The 25,914-nt window shown below is 58.5% G+C and carries 14 protein-coding genes; 4 read left to right on the forward strand and 10 right to left on the reverse strand.

The window, feature by feature from the left end:
• Positions 1 to 4: 4 nt before the first annotated feature.
• The 9 genes from ACZCED_RS01025 to gltB all read right to left on the reverse strand — a co-directional run bounded on the left by ACZCED_RS01025 (position 5) and on the right by gltB (position 16,818).
• Positions 5 to 823: a hypothetical protein gene (locus ACZCED_RS01025; protein WP_464860010.1), complete on the reverse strand. Its 819-nt coding sequence runs from the start codon at positions 821 to 823 to the stop codon at positions 5 to 7.
• An 80-nt stretch (positions 824 to 903) separates the two neighbouring features.
• The gene (locus ACZCED_RS01030) at positions 904 to 2,835 is read right to left on the reverse strand and encodes a hypothetical protein (RefSeq protein ID WP_464860011.1); all 1,932 of its coding nucleotides are present in this window, start codon (positions 2,833 to 2,835) and stop codon (positions 904 to 906) included.
• Between the two features lie 455 nt (positions 2,836 to 3,290).
• The gene (locus ACZCED_RS01035; RefSeq protein WP_464860012.1) at positions 3,291 to 3,821 is read right to left on the reverse strand and encodes a DUF2867 domain-containing protein; all 531 of its coding nucleotides are present in this window, start codon (positions 3,819 to 3,821) and stop codon (positions 3,291 to 3,293) included.
• A gap of 194 nt (positions 3,822 to 4,015) precedes the next feature.
• The gene (locus ACZCED_RS01040) at positions 4,016 to 5,881 is read right to left on the reverse strand and encodes a hypothetical protein (protein WP_464860013.1); all 1,866 of its coding nucleotides are present in this window, start codon (positions 5,879 to 5,881) and stop codon (positions 4,016 to 4,018) included.
• 774 nt (positions 5,882 to 6,655) lie between these two features.
• Positions 6,656 to 8,911: a PEP/pyruvate-binding domain-containing protein gene (locus ACZCED_RS01045; RefSeq protein ID WP_464860014.1), complete on the reverse strand. Its 2,256-nt coding sequence runs from the start codon at positions 8,909 to 8,911 to the stop codon at positions 6,656 to 6,658.
• Positions 8,908 to 9,378 carry a pyridoxamine 5'-phosphate oxidase family protein gene (locus tag ACZCED_RS01050; protein WP_464860015.1) on the reverse strand — a complete coding sequence of 157 codons (471 nt, stop codon included), beginning with the start codon at positions 9,376 to 9,378 and terminating at the stop codon, positions 8,908 to 8,910. Before ACZCED_RS01050 ends, ACZCED_RS01045 begins: the two co-directional genes overlap by 4 nt.
• Before the next feature lie 30 nt (positions 9,379 to 9,408).
• Positions 9,409 to 10,647 carry a diaminopimelate decarboxylase gene (gene lysA, locus ACZCED_RS01055; RefSeq protein ID WP_464860016.1) on the reverse strand — a complete coding sequence of 413 codons (1,239 nt, stop codon included), beginning with the start codon at positions 10,645 to 10,647 and terminating at the stop codon, positions 9,409 to 9,411.
• A gap of 163 nt (positions 10,648 to 10,810) precedes the next feature.
• Complete coding sequence (locus tag ACZCED_RS01060) at positions 10,811 to 12,271, reverse strand: glutamate synthase subunit beta (protein ID WP_462968430.1); 1,461 nt, start codon at positions 12,269 to 12,271, stop codon at positions 10,811 to 10,813.
• Positions 12,272 to 12,276: 5 nt separating this feature from the next.
• Positions 12,277 to 16,818: a glutamate synthase large subunit gene (gene gltB, locus ACZCED_RS01065; protein WP_464860017.1), complete on the reverse strand. Its 4,542-nt coding sequence runs from the start codon at positions 16,816 to 16,818 to the stop codon at positions 12,277 to 12,279.
• A gap of 358 nt (positions 16,819 to 17,176) precedes the next feature.
• On the opposite strand from gltB, the gene ptsP reads away from it, so the two are divergent.
• The 4 genes from ptsP to gabD all read left to right on the forward strand — a co-directional run bounded on the left by ptsP (position 17,177) and on the right by gabD (position 24,389).
• A complete protein-coding gene (ptsP, locus tag ACZCED_RS01070; protein ID WP_464860018.1) occupies positions 17,177 to 19,447 on the forward strand; it encodes a phosphoenolpyruvate--protein phosphotransferase in 2,271 nt (756 codons plus the stop codon).
• A 136-nt stretch (positions 19,448 to 19,583) separates the two neighbouring features.
• On the forward strand, positions 19,584 to 22,064 hold the full coding sequence (locus ACZCED_RS01075; RefSeq protein ID WP_464860019.1) for a mechanosensitive ion channel family protein: 2,481 nt from the start codon (positions 19,584 to 19,586) through the stop codon (positions 22,062 to 22,064).
• A gap of 3 nt (positions 22,065 to 22,067) precedes the next feature.
• Positions 22,068 to 22,805, forward strand: coding sequence for an oxygen-insensitive NADPH nitroreductase (gene nfsA, locus ACZCED_RS01080; RefSeq protein ID WP_462968426.1), 738 nt, complete (start codon positions 22,068 to 22,070; stop codon positions 22,803 to 22,805).
• Positions 22,806 to 22,928: 123 nt separating this feature from the next.
• The gene (gene gabD / locus ACZCED_RS01085) at positions 22,929 to 24,389 is read left to right on the forward strand and encodes an NADP-dependent succinate-semialdehyde dehydrogenase (RefSeq protein ID WP_464860020.1); all 1,461 of its coding nucleotides are present in this window, start codon (positions 22,929 to 22,931) and stop codon (positions 24,387 to 24,389) included.
• A gap of 315 nt (positions 24,390 to 24,704) precedes the next feature.
• On the opposite strand, the gene ACZCED_RS01090 is transcribed toward gabD, so the two are convergent.
• Positions 24,705 to 25,823: an NADH:flavin oxidoreductase gene (locus ACZCED_RS01090; RefSeq protein ID WP_462968424.1), complete on the reverse strand. Its 1,119-nt coding sequence runs from the start codon at positions 25,821 to 25,823 to the stop codon at positions 24,705 to 24,707.
• Positions 25,824 to 25,914: the final 91 nt, after the last annotated feature.

Here is a 25,914-nt window from a genome sequence, read left to right on the forward strand (position 1 = left end):
CGATCTAACCGTCACACTGGTAGCTTTGTGCGACCGCTGCAATTTTTCGTTCCAATTCGTCCGTCTGGGCTTTGCCGGAATAGTCCCCGGCAGAAGGAAATCGCTGTCCAACCAGGGTCTCGGCCCGCTTCGTCCAACGGCATACCGGGCCCTTCTGGTCGGCGTCATCCCTGACATTGCTCCATATGTCCAGGATTCCGGTAATCACCCGCAACTGCTGCTGATTGGCGTAAAGAACGATCGGTTCCTCCGGTCCAAGCCCCTTTTGCGGTTGGTTGACCGCGTCGATCTTTTTCATGGCGGCCGCCATCCGGTCGGTGTATTCAGCCGCATCTTCTCCGGGTATGAAGTCATTGGGATGATCGCGGAGCCAGTTCTGGTAGTCCCAGAACGTTTCCGAATAGTCGGCCAGTCCGCCGGTAATCAACAGCATGCCGTAATCCCGCCGATTGGTTTGCAGGCCGGCGCGCGCAAAGATGTCCAATCCTTTTTCGGCAGCGGCCTTGGCAGCGGCGTAGTCTCTTAACCGCCACCTGGAAAACGCGTCGATGGCGTAGGCCGCCACCTTCAGGTCATCCCGGTCGACCGATTTGAGATGCCCGGCTTCTATTTTCTGAACAATCTGCCGGTAAGCCGACTCCTCGTCAGCGGTCAGGGTGTTCGGGGCCGCAGCCTGAAAAAAGGTCGGGTTGAGCCCGTTGAAATCGTCCTGCACCTCGTGCAGGGTGTTGGTGGTCTTCGGGCAACCGCCCAGGATCACGGCCGCGATGAAGGCGGTCAGCAAAGCGGTGCGGTATCCGGTTGTCCGTCGGAAGCGGTGCATGGTCGACCTCCTTTTCGTCCTCGACTCCTCGGCGCGGCGTGCCGTGGGGCGGGGTCGTCCTAAGAATGAATGTCTATTTTTCAATGCGCTCGATAGCGCGGTTCATGAGCGATGTGGGGCAGAATCAAGTCCGCATCGCTTTGGTCGAGCACCTCGCGGCCCCGCAAGGCAGCGGGCAATATGGCCTCGAGCGCCACGATCAGGTTTTCGGCGTCCAGTTCGTTGGCCAGCACATGGGTGGCGGCGTTGAGCAGGCGGTCCATGACCATCGATATGATTTCCGGTTCCCTGGCGAACCCGTCCACATTTTTCGAGACCACGGCCAGGGCAGTTTCCACGGCAGCCACCAGCAGGTCGCCATTGAGCAGGTTCCGGCCCTCGGATCGGGCATTTTTTATCACCGAATCGACGACGGCGGCGATGACACGGGCCATCACGTTGTCCGCAGGATCCGCGGTGTCCAGCGAGAGCAGGCGATCCGGATTCACCATGAAGGCCTCAAGGGCCACGGCAAGCAGATCAAGATAGTTGTCCCCGCTCAAAAAGCGCTTGGCATCGGTGCTGATCGATGCTGCCACCGAGCCGACGATCTGGGCCAGCGCCGAACGCCGGGAATCGTCGTCGACACCCTGCAGCAGGCCTTCCGGGTTGCGGGAAACCGCCGTAAAAACAACCCGGGCCAGGTTGACCAGTTGGTGGCGAGAAAACAGGCCGTCCAGAAGAGCGGACAGTTTCTTGTCTGCATGAAAGTCATCACTTATCGAAAGGGCCAGCCGATGCAGGGCATCGACGAGCAACTGCTTTTCCGGGTCACCGGGATCGGCAAGCGTCGGCAGGTGATCGGCAAGCACCTGCAGGGCCACGCCGATGATGTCTTTACCTATTTCCGGTGTGAAGATGCCGGGAGGGACGGTCGACGATGAACGGGCCAGTTCGGCGCCAATACCGGCGATCAGGTTGCGCAGCAGGGCCTGGCTTGGGCGGCCTTCCTTTTCCGGTAACAGCAGCGCCGGATTCTGGGCAACGGCCCGCAGCGAGGCGGCGTATATATCCGTCAAGGTCTTGCGGTTGATCAGGTCGGATTCGGTGGCGATGGTATCCACGACAGCCGAAAAGACGGTTTCCAGAAGCTGTTCCTTGCGGTTGTCGGCCACCCCGACAAAGGCGGTCATGTTTTCCGAAACAGTTTGTGCAGAGACCCGGATGACATCCTGCAGCACGTCCCGCCGCAAGCGATACAGGGCTCTGAGCTTGTCGTCGTCGCCGCTTCGTTCGGCTGCGTCGATCGAACCGGCCAGGGTGCGACTGACCTGCCTGAGCAGCACCGCCAGATGCTCTTCCGAAATGACGATATCGGCATGCGCCCGGAAGGTGTCCAGTGAGGCACGCATGACATCCAGGAGCAGATCGTCGTAGTCGGATTCGGCAAAATCGACGTCGCTGAGAGAGAGCAGAAACGCCCGGGTGATGCGATCACCGGTTCCGTTGCCGCTAAAAAGTGTCGGGTCGACCTTGACGTAGTCCAGGGCGATGTCGATGACCGTGCCGGCGATGCGCTGCACCGGGCTGCGTTTCGGGTCTGCGCCGTCGCGCCACTGTTTGACCAGAAACAGTGCGTTGGCACCGGTATAGAAGGATTCGGGGATGCGATGCCCCCTGTTCACATCGTCCGCGCTGCGCAACGGGTCCAATCCCTGCTGGATGGCCAGGTAGGCCCTTCGCAGATTGTCCCGGCAGGCCCGGTCGTCATTCTGCCTTCGCCACCATTCGCAGTAGAGCCCGTGAGGGGTCGCATCCCGACCGGGAATCGACGCTGAATCGGCCACGAAGGCCTGTCCCTCGCTTTCGAAAAAGGACTTGACGACGCCCCACGGCGGAAGATCCGGCGTTTCAATGGGGGGCAGGACCAGGTCCCGGTCACGCGTCTCTTCTTCAAAGACGGTCCGGACCTTTCTGCCGAGCCGTATGGCCGCCTGGATGGCGTAAGCCACGATGAATATTTCGTTGGTCATGGTTGCCTTCCTCTTAACTGGTTTCCATTGCAGACGGGTTGGTCGGTAACCGGTGGATCTATGTGCCGGTCGTTATTCATCCTGCCACGTCCCGCTTTTTGGCAAAGGGGTGCCGTACACAAACAAAAGATCAAAGGTCAACGCAGAAAGAACCGGTATTGAAACAATTGCAGCTCAGTTCGCCGGTCAGGGTGGAGCGCGCAGTCAGTGCTATCGTTAGGCCGCTAGTGGTGGAAAAGCATCTCAACGCGGAATAAGAGGATCGGATTTCTCTGGGAATGAATAGACCATAATTGATTTTTAGAGCCACATCAAGGGCGGAAAAATGCATCGGCCTCATCTGCATCTCAAACCAGGTGAGCAGGTGGCGGGGAGGCGCATGACAACGGCTTCTCCTTATTTCAACCTGTTCGAGACCGGTAACAGCGCTCCCGAAGGTGCATGGAGCGGGACGCTTAACGGCCAACCCCCGTCGAATGTCGTATACCATGCCGAGCCATTCGCGACACCACCAGATGATGAAAGGGCCGGATGAGATTGAAGTAAACCGGTCCGGTCCAGTGTTTATAGTAAATCGTGGTAATCACGTAGAATCGATTGACCGAATCGGTGACCGGCTCTCGGACGACGCCGAAGTAGGCTTTTAAATGGTTGTCCTCAGGTGCCTCCGACATCCAAAAACGCTCCTCCTCAGCGCAACGGACGATAAAGAATGTCACATTTTCACCAGGCGTGAAGGAAACGTCTTGCGGTTGCAGATCGGGCAGTGCGTCGGGCGCTTGATGGTTGACCAGACCGAGAAGCCTGACCAGCAGCTTGCGGATGCGATACAGTCCAATGATCCACCATGGATAGTATGACAGCATCGACGCAATGAATTTTCGTAATGTAGTTCTTCCCTCGAAGATTTTTACATCGGTAACATCGGCATTGACGAAATACTCATCTAAAATATTGTATTGGTGTAGGAATTTAATTTTGATCATATTCCACAATTGACCGATTTGCGAAAATTGACGCCTTTTTTCTCATTGGACGGCGATGGATAAGATATCGGTGGCAATCTCAGGGCGGTCTTCCAGGGGCGGTTACAGATGTGGAAATGATTTCTCTTTATTCCGAATATAGGCTCCTGTTGTCCGCCGCCCGAGACAATGAAGTCGTTCAGAACCTCACCAGATCATCTATTTTTGGAAAAAAATTCGTCTTCCATCAGATTATGCATCAACTGGTTGTTGTAAAAAGATTTTTCTTTAAGTCCGGCATATGAAGCAGGGTAGTAAAGCAAGGAGATTTTCGCGCTTTCATCTTCGCCTTCTGGTCCGGATTTAAAGTCTTCTAGTATCACGGAGTAACGCTGTTTACTGCTGATGTAGGAGTTGTCAACGAGGGGAAAATCAAAGTATTCCAGCCAAAAGGCGGATTCTTCCACGCCATAATAATCTTTTAAGAATGGTTTGAAGTACAATTCGAAATTGTTTTCAATCATTTTATCGTACGTTGTTCTATCGATTTTATATTTATTTTTCAATTTTTCAAAAAGGACGTTCAAGTATCCTTCTTCTCTTTTTAAAAACGCTTGCTTATTAAGTTGGTTCTCTTCATTGAACACGGTTAAAGAGTTCAAATATTCATCGTGATTGGCCTTTTTGGGGCAGGTTATGATTTCAACATAAACCTGCCGCCATCGCGGATAAACATATCTGACATGAATAGAGAAATATTGTGTTGATTGATCCACTTTAAAACCATTTGAATCCAAATAGAACAACTCTCCTTCTTCTTTTACACCATCCACCCTATGACCTTTTTTCCACGGTTCGGATCCTTCCGGTTCAGGACAAATTCCTGGTATTATAATTTCTTCATTAGGCTTTACGCTAGTACAGATGGTGGTTGACGGGTTTTCATCATCAGGTAGAGGAATCGTCAAGCTGAATTTTCCTGCTACATCTTCAAGTATTTCGATCTGTTTCCTCGTCACCCGTTTGGCAACGGATAATAACCGGTCTAGTTCTTGATCAAATTGTGACAACTCTTTATGGGCTTTTTCATACTGCTTCTTGATCACAGGAATTAATAGCTCGTATAATTTTGTTACATCTTCATCGTCAATCTTAATCTTACTCAAAATCTCATTAAGCCTGACAAGATCTATTTTGACCTCCAGTTCTGGCCGGTTGACTACAGTCGGCTCAAACAAACGCTGATCGATTTTTTCGAAGGTCTCTTTTAAGTCGTCTTTATTGGTCATGTATAGCAACAGATAATTAGGTTTCGTATTCTCACTATTGACTGTCGTATCTGGTTTGTTTATCCATTCGCTATTGTTTTTTAATACTTTTTTTATTACATCCTTGTCAATCATGCCAACCAACTTATTCATCAATTCTTCGCTCACTGCATGAACTTGCGTGTCCGGCTTCCTTAGATTCTGATTAAAACCATTGAGTGATTCCACTATCTCTTTTTCTTTTTTGGCAAGAGAAGTCACCGAATAATAATCTCGTTTAATCTTCTCAATTGTATTGAATAATTTATCCTTTATTTCCTGTTCGCCAAGATCGTCTTCGTTCGGAATTGTCTCCAGAGCAATGATTAATTCAAAAAGACCGATTATAGGGCGCAATTGGTGATTCTGCTTTCTCATTTTGATCCGGGGACGCACAATTTCCATAAGGACGTGTTTAAAAAGCGGTTTCATGTCTAAGGATTCATGAAAATTCCTGGCCAACAACTCAAGACTGAAAAGTTTCTCCCTGATTTTCGTGATTGTCTGCTCACCACCTTCACCACTTTTGTCTGGTGAAAGAAAAGACTTGAGCATTTCAAAAAACATATCCTTGCGAAGCGTATTTTCCGAGTTTTCTTTGTTGGCGAGCAGTTGCGTGTATAACTTCAGGTTGTTGTCTTCTCTTTGTTTATTTTGGAGGTAATAGTTCCCCAATATGGCAATGAATGCGACCACGATGGCCGGCAGGAATTTGGTAAGAATCTCGATCTTGTCCCATTTGTCTTTTGGAGTCTTATCTTTGCCATCTGTCATGGTTTCAATCTCCCTTCAGAAGCTCAATCCATGAGCCTGTTTTTTCAAAAAAGTGAGGTGATTCATCACGGAACCCTTCACATGGCGTTGACGAAGAAAATATGTCGACAGGATCAGATCATCGTGGGAGAGCAGTTTTCGCAGAACAAGTCGTTCTTGAATGGTCGCAGCAGCAACGGATGGTCGAGCTTTATGCCCGTCCCAATTGAGAATCAACAGGTCGGCAAACGGTTCAGAATTGTTGCTTTTGCATTAGCGTTTAATTGGTGTGGGCATTGGATCAGGCAGCGCCCCGGGCCTTATTGGATTCGGTTTAGGATCACCAGGCAAAGATGGCTTGGGTGCCGGATCAATAGGTCTTGGCTCCGGGTCCCCGGGGAGGTGCTGCTTGGGCCTGGGATCGGGCACCGGCGTAAGCGCTGACTGAGTGTTCATGGCGGTCTCCTTTTTCTTAACCTTCCGGGAGCAAAACGGTTAAATTGGTTCAAGAGAAAGCGAGATCTACACCTCTTGCAGAAACGTGAGCGGCAATCGTCAATCGAGTTCGAAAATCAGAGGATCTGGAGCAATGCGCGAAGAGATGGTAGGAACGTTTTCTTAAATTATGCGGCCAGAGGCATCGTTGTCAAGAGATGATTGGTATTCGCCAGCTTGGTGATCAAATCGAATTGAGTGATTCGTGCTCCAGCGGCTTATAACGGATCATAGGTCTTCTGGACGACTCAATCCTGCCGCTGTCAAGTTAAAAAAACCTTTCCAGCAAACTGGTTTACGTCAGTCACCGATGGTCACCACACCCAGGTACCCGTCCACGGTGAGACGGTCGCCGGTGTGGATCAAGGTGACGGCGTCGGCTACGCCGGTGACGCAGGGCAGGCCGTACTCGCGGGCGACAATGGCGCCGTGCACCAGCATGCCGCCGCGCCGCTCCACGATGGCCGCGGCCAGGGGCACCACGAAGGTCATATTGGGATCGATGGAATCGCAGACCAGAATTTCACCGGATTTGAACCGGAAGAGGTCGTCGACCGCTGAAACCACCCGGGCTTTTCCCACGGCCAGGCCCGGGCCGGCAGGTTGGCCGATGAGCTGGCGTGCCCGCATGACAAAATCCCCGTCGGCGGTGTCCACCGTTGGCGGGGCCAGGCCCGGCCGGCCTTGATGCTGAACCGGTTCGTCGATGGTTGCCTGTTCCTTGACGATGTCGCGGACGGCTGTCGGGTCGGCCAGAACCTTCACCGCCTGGGCGGGGGTGAGGGTCTCTGCGTCTATCCCGTCGAGCCTGCCGATGCGGCGCTTGGCCTCGTCCACGACCTTGAGCAGTTGGGCCTCGATGCGGGCCAGGACGATATTGTCGTTGTCGCGCAGCCGGTAGCTGGATCTTCCAATTTCAAGGAGGTTGCGGGCAAATTCGCGGCGGTCTTCGGGAAAGCGGTCCACAAAATCATCGGTCAGGGCGGCGATGTCCGGCCGACCGGCAGCCGCCCCGGGTTCGGCCTGCTGCGCCATTTCCAGCAACAAGCGGACCAAGCCCTCGCGGTCTCTGAAAAAACGGACCGCTTTGAAGGTGAGATCTTCGTAGCGTTCCAGAAAAGCGTTTAAACCAGTTGAAAATTCTGTGTTCTCATCGTCCATTTTCCCGGACACCAATCGTTCACGCAGGCGTTTGTCGGATCGGATCATGCGGGCCAGGGCGCGCAGTTCCCGATTGCGTTCCATGCCGGTCATGCCTGTTTCGCCCAACAGGGCGGTGAACGCATAGGGGTCTTCGGGCTTGACCAGGTCGTTGTAGACCTGGCCGAAAAGGCGGGCGCCGTGGGCAAAGGGGATGAAATCGCGCCAATAGACGTCCACCCAGTGCTGATGAATGCGCCTGCGCGTCTCGATGGCGTCGATGAGCCGGGCGTCGGAGAGTCCGGCCGGGTCGGTTGTCGACAGCTCCCGGGCCTCGGCCGCCATCCGGGGCAGGAGTTCGTCCTCGATGCGGCGGTGCAGGATCTTCAGGTTGTCGAAACTGCGTTTGAGGCTCAGATACCAGGGGCGTTTGTCACTTGCCGACCAGGGGGTGCCGTTGGTTGCGATGTCCGGGGTCGTGGTTACCGGCCGGCTCTGGAGCAGAAAAAGGTCGTTTCCCCGGATGGTCCACTCCGTGTCCTGGGGCCCTTCGAAGATTTTCTCCAGGCGCATGGCCATGCCAAACACCCGGTCCAGCAACGCCTCGTCCAGCGGGGGGGCGTGTCGTTCAGCTTCCGCCAGCGGCATCAACATGACGCCCCCGTCCACCGCCCGCATGGCCAGTTCGCGGACAGCCGGCGTGTGGCTGATCGATTCGCCGGTGCGGCGGTCCAGCATCCAGCGATCCGGGGTGACGCTGCCGTCCACCAGGCCCTGATTGAGGCCGTAGACCGATTCCACCACGGCGTGGTCGGCACCGTCGGGGCTTCTGGAAAAGGCCACACCGGAGCGTTCGCCGTCCACCAGCGCCTGAACGATCACCGCCATGGCGCTTTTTTGCATGTCCATGCCCAGCTCCTTGCGGTAGAGCAGGGCGCCGTCGGACCACAGGGATGCCCACACCAGTTGAATATGCTCGATGATTGCATCGAGGCCGCGCACATTGACGTAGGATTCGTGCAGACCGGCAAAAGAGCTGCCGGCCCGGTCCTCCTGGGGCGAGGAGGAGCGCACCGCCACCGCGCGTCCGGCAAATCGCGCCTCCAGCGCCGATGCGAGCGTTTCTCTCAGAGGGCCGGGGACGGCGGTGTGGAGAAAAAGGCTGCGGATGCGCAGGGCCATGTCCCAGATCTCTTCCCAGCGCATCTGTTCCAGGGGAAGCCGGCCCATCTCCAGGCCGATGCGTGTGCCCAGGCCGGTGGTGCGGATGAATTCTTCATATACGGTTGTGGTGACGCACAGGCCGTCGGGCACCGTGATCCCGCGGTGCATCAGCGTTGCCAGGGCCAGGGCCTTGCCGCCCACCAGGTGGCGGTGCCGGGGTTCGATGCGGTTGAATGGAAGGAGGCCGTTCATGGCTGAACGATCCGGTCTTTCTGGATTTCTAAAATAGTAACGTCCTGGAAATGCGCCACCACGTCGTAGCGGTCGACGGTTACCTCGATGATGGCCGTGTTGGGGGAGGCGGCAAAGCCGGACATGTGGGGCTGTTTGGCCAGGTAGACTGCCCGGGCGGCCGCCAGACGATCCGCGGGCACTTCCCGGGCGGTGCCGGAGACCGTCACGGCGATGGACTGGCGGATGTCCGTGGCCATGTTCGAACTGTTGTGCACCAGCAGAGAAACCGACGGATTCTGCTTGAGGTTGGCAAACTTGCGTGTGGCCCGGGGGGTGCATACGAATAGGGTTTTCAGGTCGTCGCCGGCGGCGAAGGCCACCAGGGTGGTGTGGATGTTTTCACCGGCACGGGTCGCCAGGACGGCAAAGTACTGCTCGGCAAAGAGAATGGATAGTTTTGCTTTGAGCTGGTGGATGTCTTTCACCTGTTGCACCTCCGGTAGCATGGCCTGCTTTCAAATTTCAAGCGAGATGAGGTCCGCATAGGTTTCCCGCCGGCGTGCCAGCGAGGCCTGGTCGCCATCGACGATCACCTCGGCGGCACGGGGCCGGGAGTTGTATTGGGAAGACATGGTGAAGCCGTAGGCGCCGGCAGAGAAGACGGCCAGGTATTCCCCGGGTTGCATCGCAGGAAGCCGGCGGTCCTGGGCCAAAAAATCGGAGCTCTCACAGATGGGCCCCACCACGTCCACGACGATTTTTTCTCGACCTTTGGGAGTTACTTCTCCGATGCGGTGATAGGCGCCGTAAAGTGAGGGGCGCACCAGGTCGTTCATGGCGGCATCCACGATAACGAAATGCTTGGCGCTGGTTTTTTTGGTATACAGCACCCGGGCGGCCAGAATGCCGGCATTGCCGGCGATGGCCCGGCCCGGCTCCAGGATGACGGTGAGCCCCCGGCCGGCGATGGTCTCTTTGATTGCCCGGCCCAGATCTGCGGGCAGGGGCGGCGCCTCCTCGTTATAGGTGATGCCCAGTCCCCCGCCCAGGTCGAGGTAGCGGATATCAATGCCCGACGACTGAAGCCGGTCGGCAAAGGCGAGCAGTTTTTTCAGGGCTTCCACAAAGGGACCGATCTGGGTGAGCTGGGATCCGATATGGCAGTCCATGCCCACCGGTTCCACAAAAGGCGTCTCTTTGGCCAGCAGATAGGCCCCGGTGGCTTCGAGCATATCCAGGCCGAACTTGTTTTTCTTCAGCCCGGTGGAGATGTAGGGGTGGGTCTTGGGGTCCACATCAGGGTTGATGCGGATGCTGACCCGCGCCGGCGCGTTCATTTCTGCGGCGATGCGCCCGATGTGTTTGAGCTCCTGGGCGGACTCGACGTTAAACATGAGAATGCCGGCCGCCAGGGCTTTCCGGATCTCGTGTTCCTGCTTGCCCACGCCGGAGAAGACGATTTTGCGGGGATCGATGCCGGCCGTCAGGGCCCGGTGCAGTTCGCCCCCCGAAACGATATCCACACCAGCACCCAGACCGCCCAGCAGGCGCAGGAGACTGACATTGCTGTTGGCTTTGACCGAAAAGCAGGTCAGGTGATCCAGATCTCCCAGAGCTGTGTCGAAGGCCTTGAAGTGGCGTTCCAGCGTTTTTTTTGAATAGATATACAAGGGGGTTCCGAAGCGCTCGGCCAACTCTTTTACGGGAATCCCTTCCGCCCAGAGGTTTCCGTCGCGGTACTCGAAATAATCCATGGCTTTCACCTTTCGCTATGGGAACCGAATGCTTCAGTTGATGGCTCCAATTGTAACACAGCGTCCACCCGGACGACAGGGAAAACAGCCGGCAAGGGCGGCTGTGGCGGTAGACGGTTATAAGAGAATCTGATGATACAGAATATGCTGATTCCTTACACTGTTACACCCGCGGCAGGTCGCAGCACCCTTTTTCCGGCAGGTCAGTACGGCCCATGAGGAACCGGTCCACGCCGCGGGCCGCCTCGCGGCCTTCGGAGATGGCCCAGACGATCAGAGACTGGCCGCGGCGGGCGTCCCCGGCGGCAAAGACGCCAGGTCGCGATGTCATGTAGTCGCTGCCGGTGCGCAGGTTGCCCTTTTCGTCCAGGGCCAGCTCGAGTTGGGCGACGAGCGTTTCCGGCTCCGGACCGACGAATCCCATGGCCAGAAGCACCAGATCCGCCGGCCAGGTTTTTTGTGATCCGGGAATCGCTTCGAATCGGTCTGGCCGGCCGGCCTCCTCGGCCCATTGCACCTCGATTGTCTCCACCGCCTCCACCCGGCCGGCTTCGCCGATGAATCGTTTGGTGAGTACATTCCAGTTCCGGCTGCCGCCTTCCTTGTGGCTGCTGCTGGTGCGCAGACGCATGGGCCAGTAAGGCCAGGGTTGGGATTCCGGGCGCGCCTCGGTCGGTTGGGGCAGCAGTTCGAAGTTGACCACGGAGGAGGCACCCTGGCGGTGGCTGGTGCCGATGCAGTCGCTGCCGGTGTCCCCTCCGCCGATGACGATGACGTGTTTGCCGGCGGCATTGATCGACACCGTCGGTGCTTCACCGGCGATCACTCGATTCTGGCTGATCAGAAAATCCATGGCATAGTATACACCGTCAAGCTCGCGACCGGGGATGGGCAGGTCCCGGGGGCGGGTGGCGCCGCAGCAGATGACCAGCGCATCGAAGTCGGTGCAAAGCGCCTCCCCGCTAAGGTCCACGCCGGCCTGGATGCCTGTTTTGAATACGATGCCCTCTCTTTCCATCAGATCCAGGCGCCGGTCCACCACCGGCTTTTCCAGCTTAAAGTCCGGAATGCCGTAGCGCAGGAGTCCGCCGGGCCTGGGGTTTCTCTCGAATACGACCACCGCATGACCGGCGGTATTCAGCTGCTGGGCGCAGGCCAGACCGGCAGGGCCGGAGCCGATGACGGCCACCGTCTTGCCCGTGCGCCGCGTGGGCGGTTGCGGGCGGACCCATCCCTGTTCAAAGGCGTGTTCAATAACGGTCTTTTCGATCTGCTCAATCGTCACCGCCGGGGCGTTGATGGCCAGCACGCAGGCCTCCTCGCAGGGGGCCGGACAGAGGCGGCCGGTAAATTCGGGAAAGTTGTTGGTGGCCATGAGCTGTTTGAAGGCCGCTTTCCACCGACCCTGGTACACGTCGTCGTTCCAGTCCGGGATGCGGTTACCCAGGGGGCAGCCGGCGTGGCAGGTCGGCACCCCGCAGTCCATGCAGCGGGAGGCCTGGGCGCGCAGCGTCTTTTCAGGAAAAGGGCGATAGATTTCGCGGAAATCTCCCACCCGCTCTTCAACCGGACGCCTGTCGGGCAGCTGCCGGTCGTGTTCCATGAATCCCGTGGGTTTTCCCATGGTCGCTATCCCTCCTCTTCAGCCAGTCGGGCCAGGGCTCGTTTGTATTCCCTGGGTATCACCTTGACGAATTGCCCCCGGATGACCTCTCGTGCTTCGAGCAGCCGCGAAGCTACCGCGCTGCCGGTGAAGGCGAAGTGGGTATCGATGAGACCGAACAGCTCCGCTTCGTCTTCTCCGGCCACCGATTCCAGGTCGACCGATCCCTGATTGCAGCCGAATTGCCGGAAGTGTCCGTCCGCATCGTCCAGCACGTAGGCGACGCCGCCACTCATACCGGCTGCGAAATTGCGGCCAGTGGGTCCCAGCACCACCACCCGGCCGCCGGTCATATATTCGCAACCGTGGTCCCCCACACCCTCCACCACGGCCACGGCGCCGCTGTTTCTTACGCAGAAACGCTCGCCGGCCCGGCCCCGGATGTAGGCTTGGCCGGCAGTGGCGCCATAAAGGGCCACGTTGCCGATGATGATGTTCTCCTCGGCGGCAAAGGCGGCACCTTCCGGCGGCCGGATGGCCAGCACCGCACCGGAAAGACCTTTGCCGAAGTAGTCGTTGGCATCCCCTTTGACACGCACGGTGATGCCCGGGGCGCCGAATGCGAAAAAGCTCTGGCCGGCGCTGCCGGTCGCGTTGATTACGATGGTATCGTCGGGCAGTCCTTTCTCCCCACAGCGCCTGGCAATCTCATGGCTGAGGCGGGTACCCAGGGTGCGTCGGACGTTGGTGACGACCAGGTCGATCCTGACAGGCAGACCGTTCTCCAGGGCCGGCCTGGCCAGCCGGATCAGGTCGGCATCCGGCGGTGTCTGCGAATCGTTCATCAACCCTTTGGGGATGCACAACCGCAGGATGTGTTCCGGCGGCACCGGACGGTGCAGGATGGGGCTCAGGTCCAGTCCGCGGGCTTTCCAGTGGTCCAGGGCGGGGGTGACGTTCAGTCGGTCTACCCGACCGGACATCTGGTCAAGAGAGCGAAAGCCCATCCGGGCCATGATGGCGCGCAGGTCTTCAGCGATGAAGCGCATCAGCCGGATCAGGTGCTCGGGTTTGCCGGTGAATTTTTTTCTCAGCTCCGGGTCCTGGGTGGCGATACCCACCGGGCATGTGTTCAGGTGGCACACCCGCATCATCACGCATCCCAAAGCCACCAGGGAAATGGTGCCGAAGCCGAATTCCTGGGCGCCCAGCAGGCAGGCCACGGCAACATCATGGGCGGTTTTGAGCTGACCGTCGCACTCCAGCACCACCCGGTCGCGCAGTCCGTTTTGGATCAACGTCTGCTGGGTCTCGCTCAGGCCCAGCTCCCAGGGCAGGCCGCCGTAGCGAATGGAAGTCAGCCCCGAGGCGCCGGTACCGCCGACCTCGCCGCTGATCAGGATGACGTCGGCGCCGGCCTTGGCCACGCCGGCGGCCACCGTGCCCACGCCTACCTCCGAGACCAGTTTGACGTTGATCCGGGCGTTGGGGTTGGCACACTTGAGATCGTAAATCAGCTGGGCCAGGTCCTCGATGGAGTAGATGTCGTGGTGGGGGGGCGGCGAAATAAGGCCCACGTAGGGTGTGCTGTGGCGGGTGGCGGCGATCCAGGGGTAGACTTTTTCTCCAGGCAGTTGGCCGCCCTCGCCAGGTTTGGCGCCCTGGGCCATTTTAATCTGGAGCTCCACCGCACTGGACAGGTATGAAATAGTGACCCCGAAACGACCCGAGGCGATCTGTTTGATGGCACTGTTGCGCCAGTCACCGTTGGCGTCGGGGGTGAAGCGGTCGGCGTCTTCTCCGCCCTCGCCGCTGTTGCTCTTCCCGCCGATGCGATTCATGGCGATGGCCTGGGTTTCGTGGGCCTCCCTACTGATGGAACCATAGGACATCGCCCCGGTCTTGAAGCGCTTGACGATTTCGGTCCAGGGTTCGACGTCCTCCAGCGGCACGGGTGTGTCGGCGGCTTTGAATTCAAACCGGCCGCGGATCAACCCTTCCTCCCGGTTGAGATCGTGCACCGCCTCCCGGTACTTCTGCCACGCCGTTTCATCATCCTGGCGCACGGCCTGCTGGAGAAAGGGGATGGTGGCAGGGTTGTACTGGTGGGCCTCGCCGTCCCTGCGCCATTTGTAGCGGCCCCCGGCGGGCAGGAGCGTGCCGGCAATTGTCGCCGGCTGTTTGAGAATCCCGGCGTAGCGTGCCTCGATTTCCCTGGCGAGCGTTTGCATATCCGCTCCGCCGATGCGTGAGACCGTGCCGGTGAACCATCGCTCCGTCACCGATGCGTCCAGGCCCACGCACTCAAAGATCTGGGCGCCGCGATAGCTTTGTAATGTTGAGATGCCCATCTTGGACAGGACTTTGAGGACCCCTTTTTTAACGGCGTCGATATAGCGTGTGCGGGCTGTCTCCACGTCAGTGCCGCCCAGCCGGTCTTCATCGACCAGACCGTTGATGGTGTCCAGGGCAAGCCAGGGCACGACGGCACCGGCACCGTAGCCTATCAGGCAGCAGAAGTGGTGGATCTCCCGGGCTTCGCCGGTTTCAACGATAAGGCCGCATCCGGCGCGCATGCCGGCGGCAATGAGACCATGTTGCACGGCGGCTGTGGCCATCAGGGCGGGAATGGGGACGTGGCCGTCGGGGATATCCCGGTCGGAGAGGATCAGCAGGCGGGCACCCGCTTCCACCTGACGGACGGCTAAGCGGCACAAGGCTTCCAAGGCGCGGGTCAATCCATCTCCGCCGTCGGCCCGGGGCCAGCAGATGGACAGGTCTGCCGACTTCAGGTCAGCGTGGCCCGATGTGCGGATGGCAGCCATCTCCGCCGGTGTGAGAATGGGGTGCGCCAGGTACAGCTGGCGGCAGTGAAGGGGGGTTTCGGTGAACAGGTTGTGCTCCCGTCCGATGGTGGTGGACAGGGCCGTCACCAGTTTTTCACGGATAGCGTCGAGGGGCGGGTTGGTCACCTGGGCGAACAGCTGGCGGAAATAGTCATAGAGCAGGCGAGGCCGTTTGGAGAGAATGGCCAGGGGGATGTCGTCGCCCATGGACCCGGTAGGCTCCACTCCTTTTTCGGCCATGGGACCCAGAATGAGCTTCAGGTCTTCGGCGGTGTAGCCGAAACGCTGCTGTTCCATTCGCAGTGACGCACCGGTCAACACCGGCAGCGGCGGTGCTGGCGGCAGGCTTTCCAGGTGCAGCCGGTTTTCCTTCAGCCACCGGCCGTAGGGCCGCCTGGCGGCCATGGTTTCCTTGATCTCTTCGTCATGGATAATGCGGCCCTGTTCCATATCGACGAGGAACATGCGGCCGGGTTCCAGGCGTCCCTTCACGGCCACGTTGGCCGGAGCTACCGGCAGCACACCGGTTTCAGAGGCCATGATCACTCGACCGTCCCGGGTGACCGTGTAGCGGCTGGGTCGCAGGCCGTTTCTGTCCAATACGGCACCGACACTCACGCCGTCGGTGAAGGGGATGGCTGCCGGTCCGTCCCAGGGCTCCATGAGGCAGGCGTGGTAGGCATAAAAATCCTTCTTTGCCCGGCTCATGGTGTCATGGTGCTGCCAGGCCTCGGGAATGAGCATCATCATGCACTGGGCCAGGGGACGGCCGGTGTGAAGCAAAAGCTCCAGGGCATTGTCAAGTGTGGCCGAATCGCTGCCGCCGGGGGTGGAGACCGGAATGACATCGGCCATGTCGTCGCCGAAGGCACGCGAGCGGAAAAGGGTTTCCCTGGCCCGCATCCAGTTGATATTGCCCTGCACCGTGTTGATCTCTCCGTTGTGGCAGAGGTAGCGGAAGGGCTGGGCCAGGTCCCAGGAGGGAAAGGTGTTGGTGCTGTAGCGCTGGTGGACCAGGGCCAGGGCACTGACCATGGACGGATCGCCCAGGTCCGGATAAAACGCGCGCATCTGATCCGCCAGCAGCATGCCCTTGTACACCAGTGTTCTCGACGAGAGACTGGCGATGTGAAACAGGGCCGTCCCCCGATCAAACCACTTGCGGACTCGGTTTTCAGCAGCTTTGCGGGTAAGGTAGAGCCTGCGTTCAAAGTCCAAGGTACCACCGCCGGCGTCACCCCGGCCCACGAAGGCCATTTGGATCACAGGCATAACCCGTCTGGCCAGGTCGCCGGCGGCCTCCGGATCTACAGGCACGTTTCGCCAGCCCAGAAAAACCAGCCCTTTTTCTTCGGCGGCGGCCGATAAGGCGGCTTTGGCTGCGTGGCAACGGTCTTTATCCGGCGGCAAAAACACCAGGCCGGCAGCGTAATCCGTTTCCAACGGGAGATAAATGGCCGCTTCCCGGGCCGCTTGCTGTAAAAAGAGGTGGGGCTTCTGGATGAGGATGCCGGCGCCGTCGCCGGTGGTTTCATCGCAGCCGCAGGCCCCCCGGTGTGTGAGATTCACCAGGATCTGCAGGGCGTCCTGGACCAATGCATGGCCTTTGCGGTTGTTGATGTCGCAGACCATCCCCACGCCACAGGCGTCATGCTCGAATGTCGGGCGGTAGAGGCCTTTATGGATTGGACGGTGGGATGTCGTATAGCCGGTTCTGGTCATGGATATTACCATTCTTTTTGCAAATCATGTCTGGAGGGAGGGAATGTACGGGGAAAACGCTGCAAGGCACATACCGGTTATGGTCCAAGTCCGGGATGTTTTGCAAGCCCTTTGATCAACGTGGACCTTGTTCGGGATCGCGGTGGATGGGTCTGAAACTGTACCCAAAGCATACCTACATAAATGTAAATATTTAATCAAGAAAGCGCATTTTTGTTGTTCATTGTGGTATGCAGGGCGACATTAGGGTTCATAATTGACAGTTTTTGGACCGAGACTGGACCCGGTACATGACATGCATTATATTCCCTGATCCAACCGGAGCGTTCCCAATTCATATGAAAAAACCGAGGCGCCAATGACCGGCAAGCGAGACGACCTGTTGAACATGCTCTGTGACCTGAGCGACCTGTCCGCACTGGTTGCCGGCAGTGAAAATATCGAAAATTTTCTTCAACGTACCGTGGCACTGGTTTCCGGGCATCTGGGCACGCCGGTGTGCTCCATCTATCTTTACGACGAAACGGCCGACGAACTGGTACTCAAGGCCACGGTCGGATTGAATCCGGAAGCGGTGGGCCGGGTGCGCATGGGCTCCGGCCAGGGACTCGTGGGTACGGTCATGGCCACACGCCAGCCGGTATGCGAGGGACGCGCCAGCAACAACCCGCAGTTTCGCTATTTTCCGGAAACCGATGAGCTTCAATACGAATCCTTTCTGGCCGTGCCCATCCAAAAAGGTGTGGTCAAGATCGGTGTGCTGGTAGTCCAGCATGCTACGCCGGACTATTTCGAAACCAGCGATGTCATGGCCCTGAAGGCCACCGGTGCCCAACTGGCTGCGGTGCTTGAAAATGCCCGGCTGCTCATGGATCTGCAGCGCATGTGCAGTATTCCGGAGCGACCGGTTGACGACCTGAGCTTCATCAAGGGACAGAGCGCCTCCGGCGGCTTTGCCTTTGCCCGGGCGACGATCTGGGGCAGGAGCCACGGCCGGCTGGTGGCTGAACCTGCCGTGGACGATAGCGGAACCATGGCCGACTTTCTGCGGGCGGTGAAAAAGACCGGTGAGCAATTGAACGCCCTTCAGCAACAATGTGCCGAACGGCTGCCGGAGAGCGCCGCATTGATTTTCGCCGCCCATTTCATGATGCTCAAGGATCCCAAATTCATCGACAGGATGCAGGCACAAATCGAAAAGGGGGATCCGGCCAGCCGGGCGGTGCGCGAGGTGGCCCGTTATTACCTGGATCTGTTTGCCGACAGCCCCCATCCCTATATCCGTGAAAAGGTCAGCGACATCGAAGATCTAGCCGGCCGGCTGTTGAACAATCTGGTGCCGCCGTCACCGGATGGCAACGGGGACAGCCACGGTCGGGTGGTTATCGCCCGGGAGCTATACCCGTCTGAACTGCTCAAACTGGCCGCCGAATCGGTGGCTGGCATCGTGCTGGCCAATGGCGGGGTCACCTCCCACGTGGCCATTATCTGCCGCTCACTGAAAATTCCCATGGTGGTGGTCCAGTGCCCGGATTTGATGCTCCTGCCCGAAGCGACGCCGGTTTTGGTGGACGGGGAGGTGGGCAATGTCTATGTGGATCCATCGGTGGACATCATTGCCCGTTTCGATGCCCGCAATCAGGCCCGGGAGCAGGTGACAGCGCAGAAGGCGCCGGTTCGGGTGGGCAGCGCCCACACCAGGGACGGCACACGGGTTGATCTGCTGGCCAACATCAATCTGCTGGGCGAACTGCCCCTGGCCCGGGAGATGGACGCGGCGGGCATCGGGCTCTACCGGACCGAGTTCCCCTTTCTCATCCGCCCGTCGCTTCCGTCGGAAACCGAGCAGTACCTGGTCTACCGACAGGTGGTGGCGGCAATGGGAGACAAGCCGGTGGTATTTCGCACACTGGATCTTGGCGGCGAAAAAACCCCGGCATACACGGATACAGCCAAGGAAGCGAACCCGGAGTTGGGCCTGCGGTCCATCCGCTTCACCCTGGCATACCGGGATATTTTCGAGCAGCAGGTTCGGGCCATCCTGCGCGCTGCCGCCGCAAGCGACTCGGTGGGAATCATGTTTCCCCTGATCTCCTCGGTGGATGATTTTTTGCTGGCCCGCCAGGTGGTGGGCGACTGCCTGGATCGACTCAAATCGGATGGGCTGGACCATAACGATCACCCCGCCATCGGCATGATGGTCGAGTTGCCCGCGGTGGTGGAAACCATGGCGGAGTTTGCCGCAGAGGCCGATTTTTTTGCCGTCGGCACCAACGATTTCGTCCAGTACATGCTGGGGGTGGACCGCGGGAACAAACGGGTGGCCGATTACTACCGACCCGAACACCCCTCGGTGCTGAGGGCGTTGGCGCGGGTGGTCAGGGTCGCCGGCGATCATGGAAAACCGATCAGCATCTGCGGTGAGATGGCCCACGACGAGTCGATGATTCCCTTTTTGCTGGGCATCGGCATCCGACGGCTTAGCATCGACCCGCAATTCATGCCCGCCGTTCATCAGCGCATCGCCGGCCTGGAACTCGGCCCATGCAGGGATCACGCTCGTGCGCTGCTGGCTGTCGGCAGCATCGCTGAAGTTCACAACGTTATGGCTCAATTCCAAGATCGGTAAAATATATCCTTATTCCCGGCATTGATTCATGTTGTGTGATTGTTATAAACTCTTTTGAGATTGAAGTCGTCGTGCCTTTACTTGTCAATGATACATTTCCCCACACATCGCGCAATGTAGTTAGGAAGACCTAACCATGAGATTGATTGCCACCGTCCCCGCCCGTGTGCTTTTCGTAAGTGTGACCATTGGACTGATGATCTGCAGCACCGTTTTTCCGGTGTTAGGCGAAGAGACGGTGTTACCGGAAAAAAGTACTGCCCCCCCCCCGGTGACTCCCAGCATGGCTGAAGTGGTCTACCAGGCCGGCACCTTGGGACAGCGGCTCGACGTGCTGAAAAATCGGATCGATGCGGTCGACGGACTGCGCAGGATGGAGCAGCGTCTTGAAGGGATAAAAAACCAGACCGATTTGTTCCACACCCGTTTGGGTGCCTTAAATGCCGATGATTTGCAGAGTTACCAGCAGCTGGCGGCGTTAAAAGGAGAGGTACGCAGATCAGCCGACGCCGTTAAACGGGTGGCGGCGGACCTTACGGAAACCATTCAGGAGGTGGAGTCCCAGCGCATTACCTGGCTTGCGGAAAAGAACCGCTGGGATCAGTGGCGGTTGCAACTGGGGGCGGATCTATCGTTAAAGAGTGTGGCCGATGCGTTCACTCGAGCAACCGTGGATATCGACCAGGCATTGGATATCATTTCCCGGAAACTGGAACCCATGCTTGAGGTCCAGCAGAAAGCCGGCGATATCGGGTCGCGGATCAACGGCTTGACCAATCAGATCGAAGCCATGATGGCGAAGCAGCGTGGCGAAACCCTGCGCGGCGGCATGCCGATCATGTTTTCCATTGCTTACCTGCACCAGTTGATTGACCTGGTCAATGAACCCGCGCAGCTGATCAAAGCACTGGCCCCGCCGGCCCCGGACTTTTTTATGGAAAAGGGATGGGTGATCGCCCTTCAGGTGGTGGTATTCGCCCTCATGTATTCAATGGCCCGCCGTTCCCGACCGGATATACTTGAAAATGCCGACCGCCGGTTCCTGGTAAAACGGCCGATCTCCCTGTCGTTGTTCGTGGCTATTTTTACACTATCCTTTCTCTACGGATCACAACCGACGCTGTGGCGGGTATTGGTCCAGACCATTGCCGGCGTGGTGACGGCACGGCTTGTGGCGGCCTTTGTCAAAGAACCTTGGATCAAGCGGGCCATCTATATTTTGATCCTGGTGATGATCGGATTCCAAGCGCTTCTGATTGCAGGGGTGCCCATGGCAGTCATGCGCCTGTTCCTTCTGGTTTGGTCGCTGGCCGGTATCGTCTATTTCGGCTGGCGTGCCCGCAAAAGAGCGGTTACCGGTAAGCTGGCGGCATTGACCTGGCTGCTCCGGCTGATTGTGGCGGTGTTTGCGACCATCACAGTGGCCAATCTCATCGGTTTTGGCCATTTTGCGGTTGAAATCATGGATGTTGCCATCCGTACGTCGATCCTGCTGCTCATGGGATGGGCCATGCTGCGGTTGATCCGCGTGGTCCTGGAGCTTGGCGTTGAGTCTTTGCCCAAGGACAAGTTTTCCTTCCTTCGGCAGAATGCCGATGCCATCCTGCGAAGGATCATTTTCTTCGCCAACAGTGTTATCGTCATCTTCGTGGCCGCCAATCTGCTGGTGGCCTGGAAATTATACGCCATTCCCGTGGAGGCGCTGCAGGCAATTTTCTCCTTCGGACTGACCATCGGCGGGCAAAGAGTCACCCTTGGCCTGTTGACGACGGCCGCCCTGATTCTCTACGGTGCCTTCGCCACGTCTTGGGGTTTTCAAGCGCTGCTCATGGAAAATGTGCTCAACCGTCGGCAGATGGATACCGGCGCCCGCATTTCCATCGTCCGTCTGGTGCATTATGCTCTGGTGCTGGTGGGTTTTTTCATTGCCCTCTCCGCTTTAGGTTTCGAACTAAAGAACGTCACCATTATCGGCGGTGCCTTGGGCGTCGGCATCGGCTTCGGCATGCAGGCCATCGTTAACAATTTCGTCTCCGGACTGATCCTCCTGTTCGAACGGCCCATCAAGGTGGGCGACGTCATCCAACTCAGTGATGGCCATCAGGGCAGGGTCACGAACCTTGGATTGAGGGCCACCACGATCCAGACCTTTGACCGGGCGGAGATCGTGGTACCCAACGGCGACCTGATCTCCGCCCAGGTGACCAACTGGACCCTGGGCGATCGCAGCATGCGCATGACCATACCGGTGGGGGTGGCCTATGGTTCCGATGTGGAAACGGTGATGCGGGTGCTCACGTCGGTAGCCACCGAGAGTGACCAGGTGCTCAAAGACCCCCAGCCCATGGTGCTTTTCCTGAATTTTGGCGAGAGTTCCCTGGATTTCCAGCTGCGGGTGTGGATTCCCGACTTCAATGACCGGCGAATCATACAGAGCGCATTGGTTAGCGAAATCGACCGGCGTTTCCGGGCCGAGGGCGTGGAGATCCCCTTTCCCCAGAGGGATCTGCACCTGCGCAGTGTGGACGGCAAGGCAGCGGACCGCTTTAAGGGAGACCCACATGCACCGGAGGAGCCCCTTTCCGCCGGCATGGCGCCGGTGCCGAAAAGTGAATAGCCCATGAACCCGACTATCGACCTGCTCAAATCCCACCGATCGATCCGCAAATTCACGGACCGGCGGGTGGACGATCAAACCCTGTCCGCCATCATCGCGGCCGCCCAGTGTGCGGCCACGTCTCATTTTGTCCAGGCCTACACGATTATCCGGGTGCGGGACCAGGCCAAACGACAGGCCATCGCCACGCTGGCCGGTCCGCAGGTCTGGGTGGCGATGGCCCCGGTGTTCCTGGTTTTCTGCGCCGACCTCAACCGGCTTGAGGCCGCCTGCGACGTGCAGGCAACGACCATGGAAAAGGGCTGGGCCGAGCAGTTTGTCACCGCCACTGTCGACGCAGCCCTGCTGGCCCAGAATGTGATGATCGCCGCCGAATCGCTGGGCATGGGGGGCGTATACATCGGCGGCATCCGCAACGACCCCCAGACGGTGTGCGACCTGCTGGAAATCCCCGACCAGGCCTATCCGGTATTCGGCATGTGCCTGGGCTGGCCGGCCCACGACCCGCCGCCCAAACCCCGGTTGCCGGTGGCGGCGGTCCTGTACGATGACCGCTATCCGGAAGTACACGATTCAGCCGTGCTCGGCGAATACGACCGGACCACCAACCACTACTTTCTCAACCGCAACAGCAACCTGAAAGATGAGACCTGGACCCACCAGATGGCCGCGCTCATGGGTCGGGTGATCCGGCCCCACATGAAGGCTTTTCTAGAGAAGAAGGGGTTTTTCCTCAAATAGGGCACCTTTGCAGACGCGCCGGACCGAGTTTCTTTTAACTTGCAATCCGGACCCAGTCGGTTATCTTACGTCGGTTATGTCCTGATTAGCACGTCGCTCTTTGTAGAAAGGAGCCATAAAACGATGAAAACGCTCAAGGATAAGAACCTGCTGCGTCAAAACGCGTGGGTGGACGGCCGGTGGATCGATGCCGGATCGGGCAGCACCATCGCCGTGACCAATCCGGCCGACGGCAGCACCGTGGGCCACGTGCCGTCTTTGTCGGCCGCAGAGACCCGCGAGGCCATCACGGCCGCTGACAAGGCCTTTGCCGGATGGCGCCGGATGACGGCCAAGGATCGCTCGGCAACCCTGATGAAATGGTACGACCTGATGATGGCCCATCAGGAGGACCTGGCCGTCATTCTCACCAGCGAACAGGGCAAACCGCTGGCCGAGGCCAAAGGCGAAATCGCCTATGCGGCATCATTCGTTCAATGGTTTGCCGAAGAGGCCAAGCGGGTTTACGGCGATACGATTCCTTCCGCCAGCACAGACCAGCGCATCCTGGTGATCCGCCAGCCGATCGGTGTCTGTGCAGCCGTGACTCCCTGGAATTTCCCGGCAGCCATGATCACCCGCAAGGCGGCCCCGGCCCTGGCTGCCGGTTGCACCATGGTTGTCAAACCGGCCAGCCAGACGCCCCTTACTGCCCTGGCCCTGGCCGAACTGGCCCGCCGGGCGCAGATTCCCGCCGGTGTTCTCAATGTGGTGACCGGCTCCGCCGGCGTAATCGGCAGAGAGCTAACCAGTAATCCAACGGTACGCAAGCTCAGCTTCACCGGTTCAACCGAGGTGGGCCGCCAACTCATGGCCGAGTGCGCCGAAAACATCAAGAAAATATCTCTGGAGCTGGGCGGCAACGCACCGTTTATCATCTTCGACGACGCCGACCTGGACAAGGCCGTTGAAGGGGCCATGATTTCAAAATACCGCAACTCGGGACAGACCTGCGTGTGCGCCAACCGCCTCTTCGTCCAGGAGGGCGTCTACGATGAATTCGCCAGCCGCCTGGTGGACGCCGTTGAAAAGCTCAAGGTGGGCAACGGCCTGGAGCCCGGCGTGCAGCAGGGGCCGCTCATCGACCAGGCTGCCCTGGACAAGGTTTCCCGCCACATCGAAGATGCGCTGGCAAGCGGCGCGACCCTGCTTACCGGCGGGAGGCCCCATGCCCTGGGCGGCACTTTTTTCCAGCCTACCGTGCTGACCAACGTGAATGCCGACATGAGCGTGGCCGTCAACGAGACTTTCGGTCCGGTGGCGCCGCTGATCCGCTTCGGCGACGAGGCCGATGCCGTGCATATGGCCAACAACACCGTCTACGGCCTGGCGGCTTATTTCTATGCCCGCGACATGGGCCGCATTTTCCGCGTCGCCGAAGACCTGGAATACGGCATGGTGGGCATCAACACCGGCCTGATCTCCACCGCGGTGGCGCCCTTCGGCGGTGTCAAACAGTCGGGCATCGGCCGGGAGGGGTCGAAATACGGTATGGATGAATATCTGGAGATGAAGTATCTGTGCCTGGCAGGCGTAGAAAAATAGTATCTGTTTTCAAACGGAATCTTACGGCTCCGATGTCGTTCCCGCCTTTCGGAGCACGCAGTGAAGCTTCAGCGCTATGCTCGATGTGGCACTGCTACGCCTGCGAATTCCAAAAGGTTGCGGCCTTGATCTGAACCACGATCCACCATTTATGGTCAAACACGGTTCTGAAACAACCGCTTGAAGGTCAAATCCAAAAGGAAAGTTTACCGAGAAGGCAATCAATTCGGCTTTTCTCCTGAGGCACTCAAAACATTTCAGTTTGACCAAGATCGAGTCAAACGACGCTATCGGCCGAGACGGGGTGCTTTTACGTTAGGAGCTTGACTGGTTCTCCCTTTCCTCCGTCACGCAGTAAATCCCCTTGCCGGTCAGGCCGGGCCGGAAGCACAGGTTGTCCGACAGGCAGCACGCCCGTGTGCGGTCGCCGGCTTGCCAGCGCTTGATCAGGCCCGGCTCGCGAATCAGGGGCCGGGACATGGCGAAATAATCGGCCGTTCCCGCGTCCAGCAACCTTTCGGCCACATCCAGAGAACGGATACCGCCCACCAGGATCAGCGGGATGTCCACCTCGCTTTTAAAGGCCTGGGCGGCATCCTTGAAATAGGCTTCTTTGTCTTCCGTATTGATGTTGGGCCGGCTGGGGGAGCGCTTGCCGCCGGTGAGCAGGCCGCCGCTCAGTTCGACGGCATCCAGGCCGGCGGCCACCATCTGCCGGGCAGCTTCGATGCTGTCGGCCACGGTCAGCCCGCCTTCCGCGAAATCCTCGCCGTTCATCTTCACCAGGATCGGATAGTCGGCGCCCACCGCTTCGCGAATGGCTTGAATCGTTTCCACGTGAATGCGCACGCGGTTGTCCAGCGAACCGCCATAAGCATCGGTGCGACGGTTGAACCAGGGGGAGAGGAACTGGCTGAACAGGTAGCCGTGGGCGCTGTGCAGCTCAATGCCGTCGAAGCCGGCAGATCGGGCCCGTCGGGCGGCCGCGACATAGGCGATCTTCAGACGTTGGATGTCGGCCACGGACAGTTCGGTCCGTTGCGTCTGGGCCAGCCCCTCGAAATTCGAGACGACCACGGGTGCCGTACCGATCGCCTTCTCTAAAGCAAAGTGGCCGGCGTGGGCCAACTGGGCCACAATTTTACCGCCGGCCGCGTGGACGGCGTCGGTCATGGACCGCAGGCCGTCGATCAGGCTGTCGTCATAGATGCCCAGCTGCCAAGGGCTGGCCTGGCCGATCCGGTCAACATAGGCGTGGCCGGAGATGATCAGACCCACGCCGCCCTGGGCCAGGGCCGTCATGGTATCCACGAGTTTAGGGGTCACCTGGCCGTCGGCCGTGGCCATGCCCTCCCAGGTGGCCGAGCGAACGAAGCGGTTGGGCAGTTGCATGTTGTTGATGGTGCTCGATTTAAACAAAGGGCTTGAGGTCATCTTGATCTCCTAAAAAATTCCCCTCACCCTGTCCCTCTCCCCAAAGGGGCGAGGGGACGTTGGCATCGCCTTGAGCAAAAAAAGGGATGGT

The sequence above is a fragment of the Desulfosarcina sp. genome, assembly GCF_055467485.1.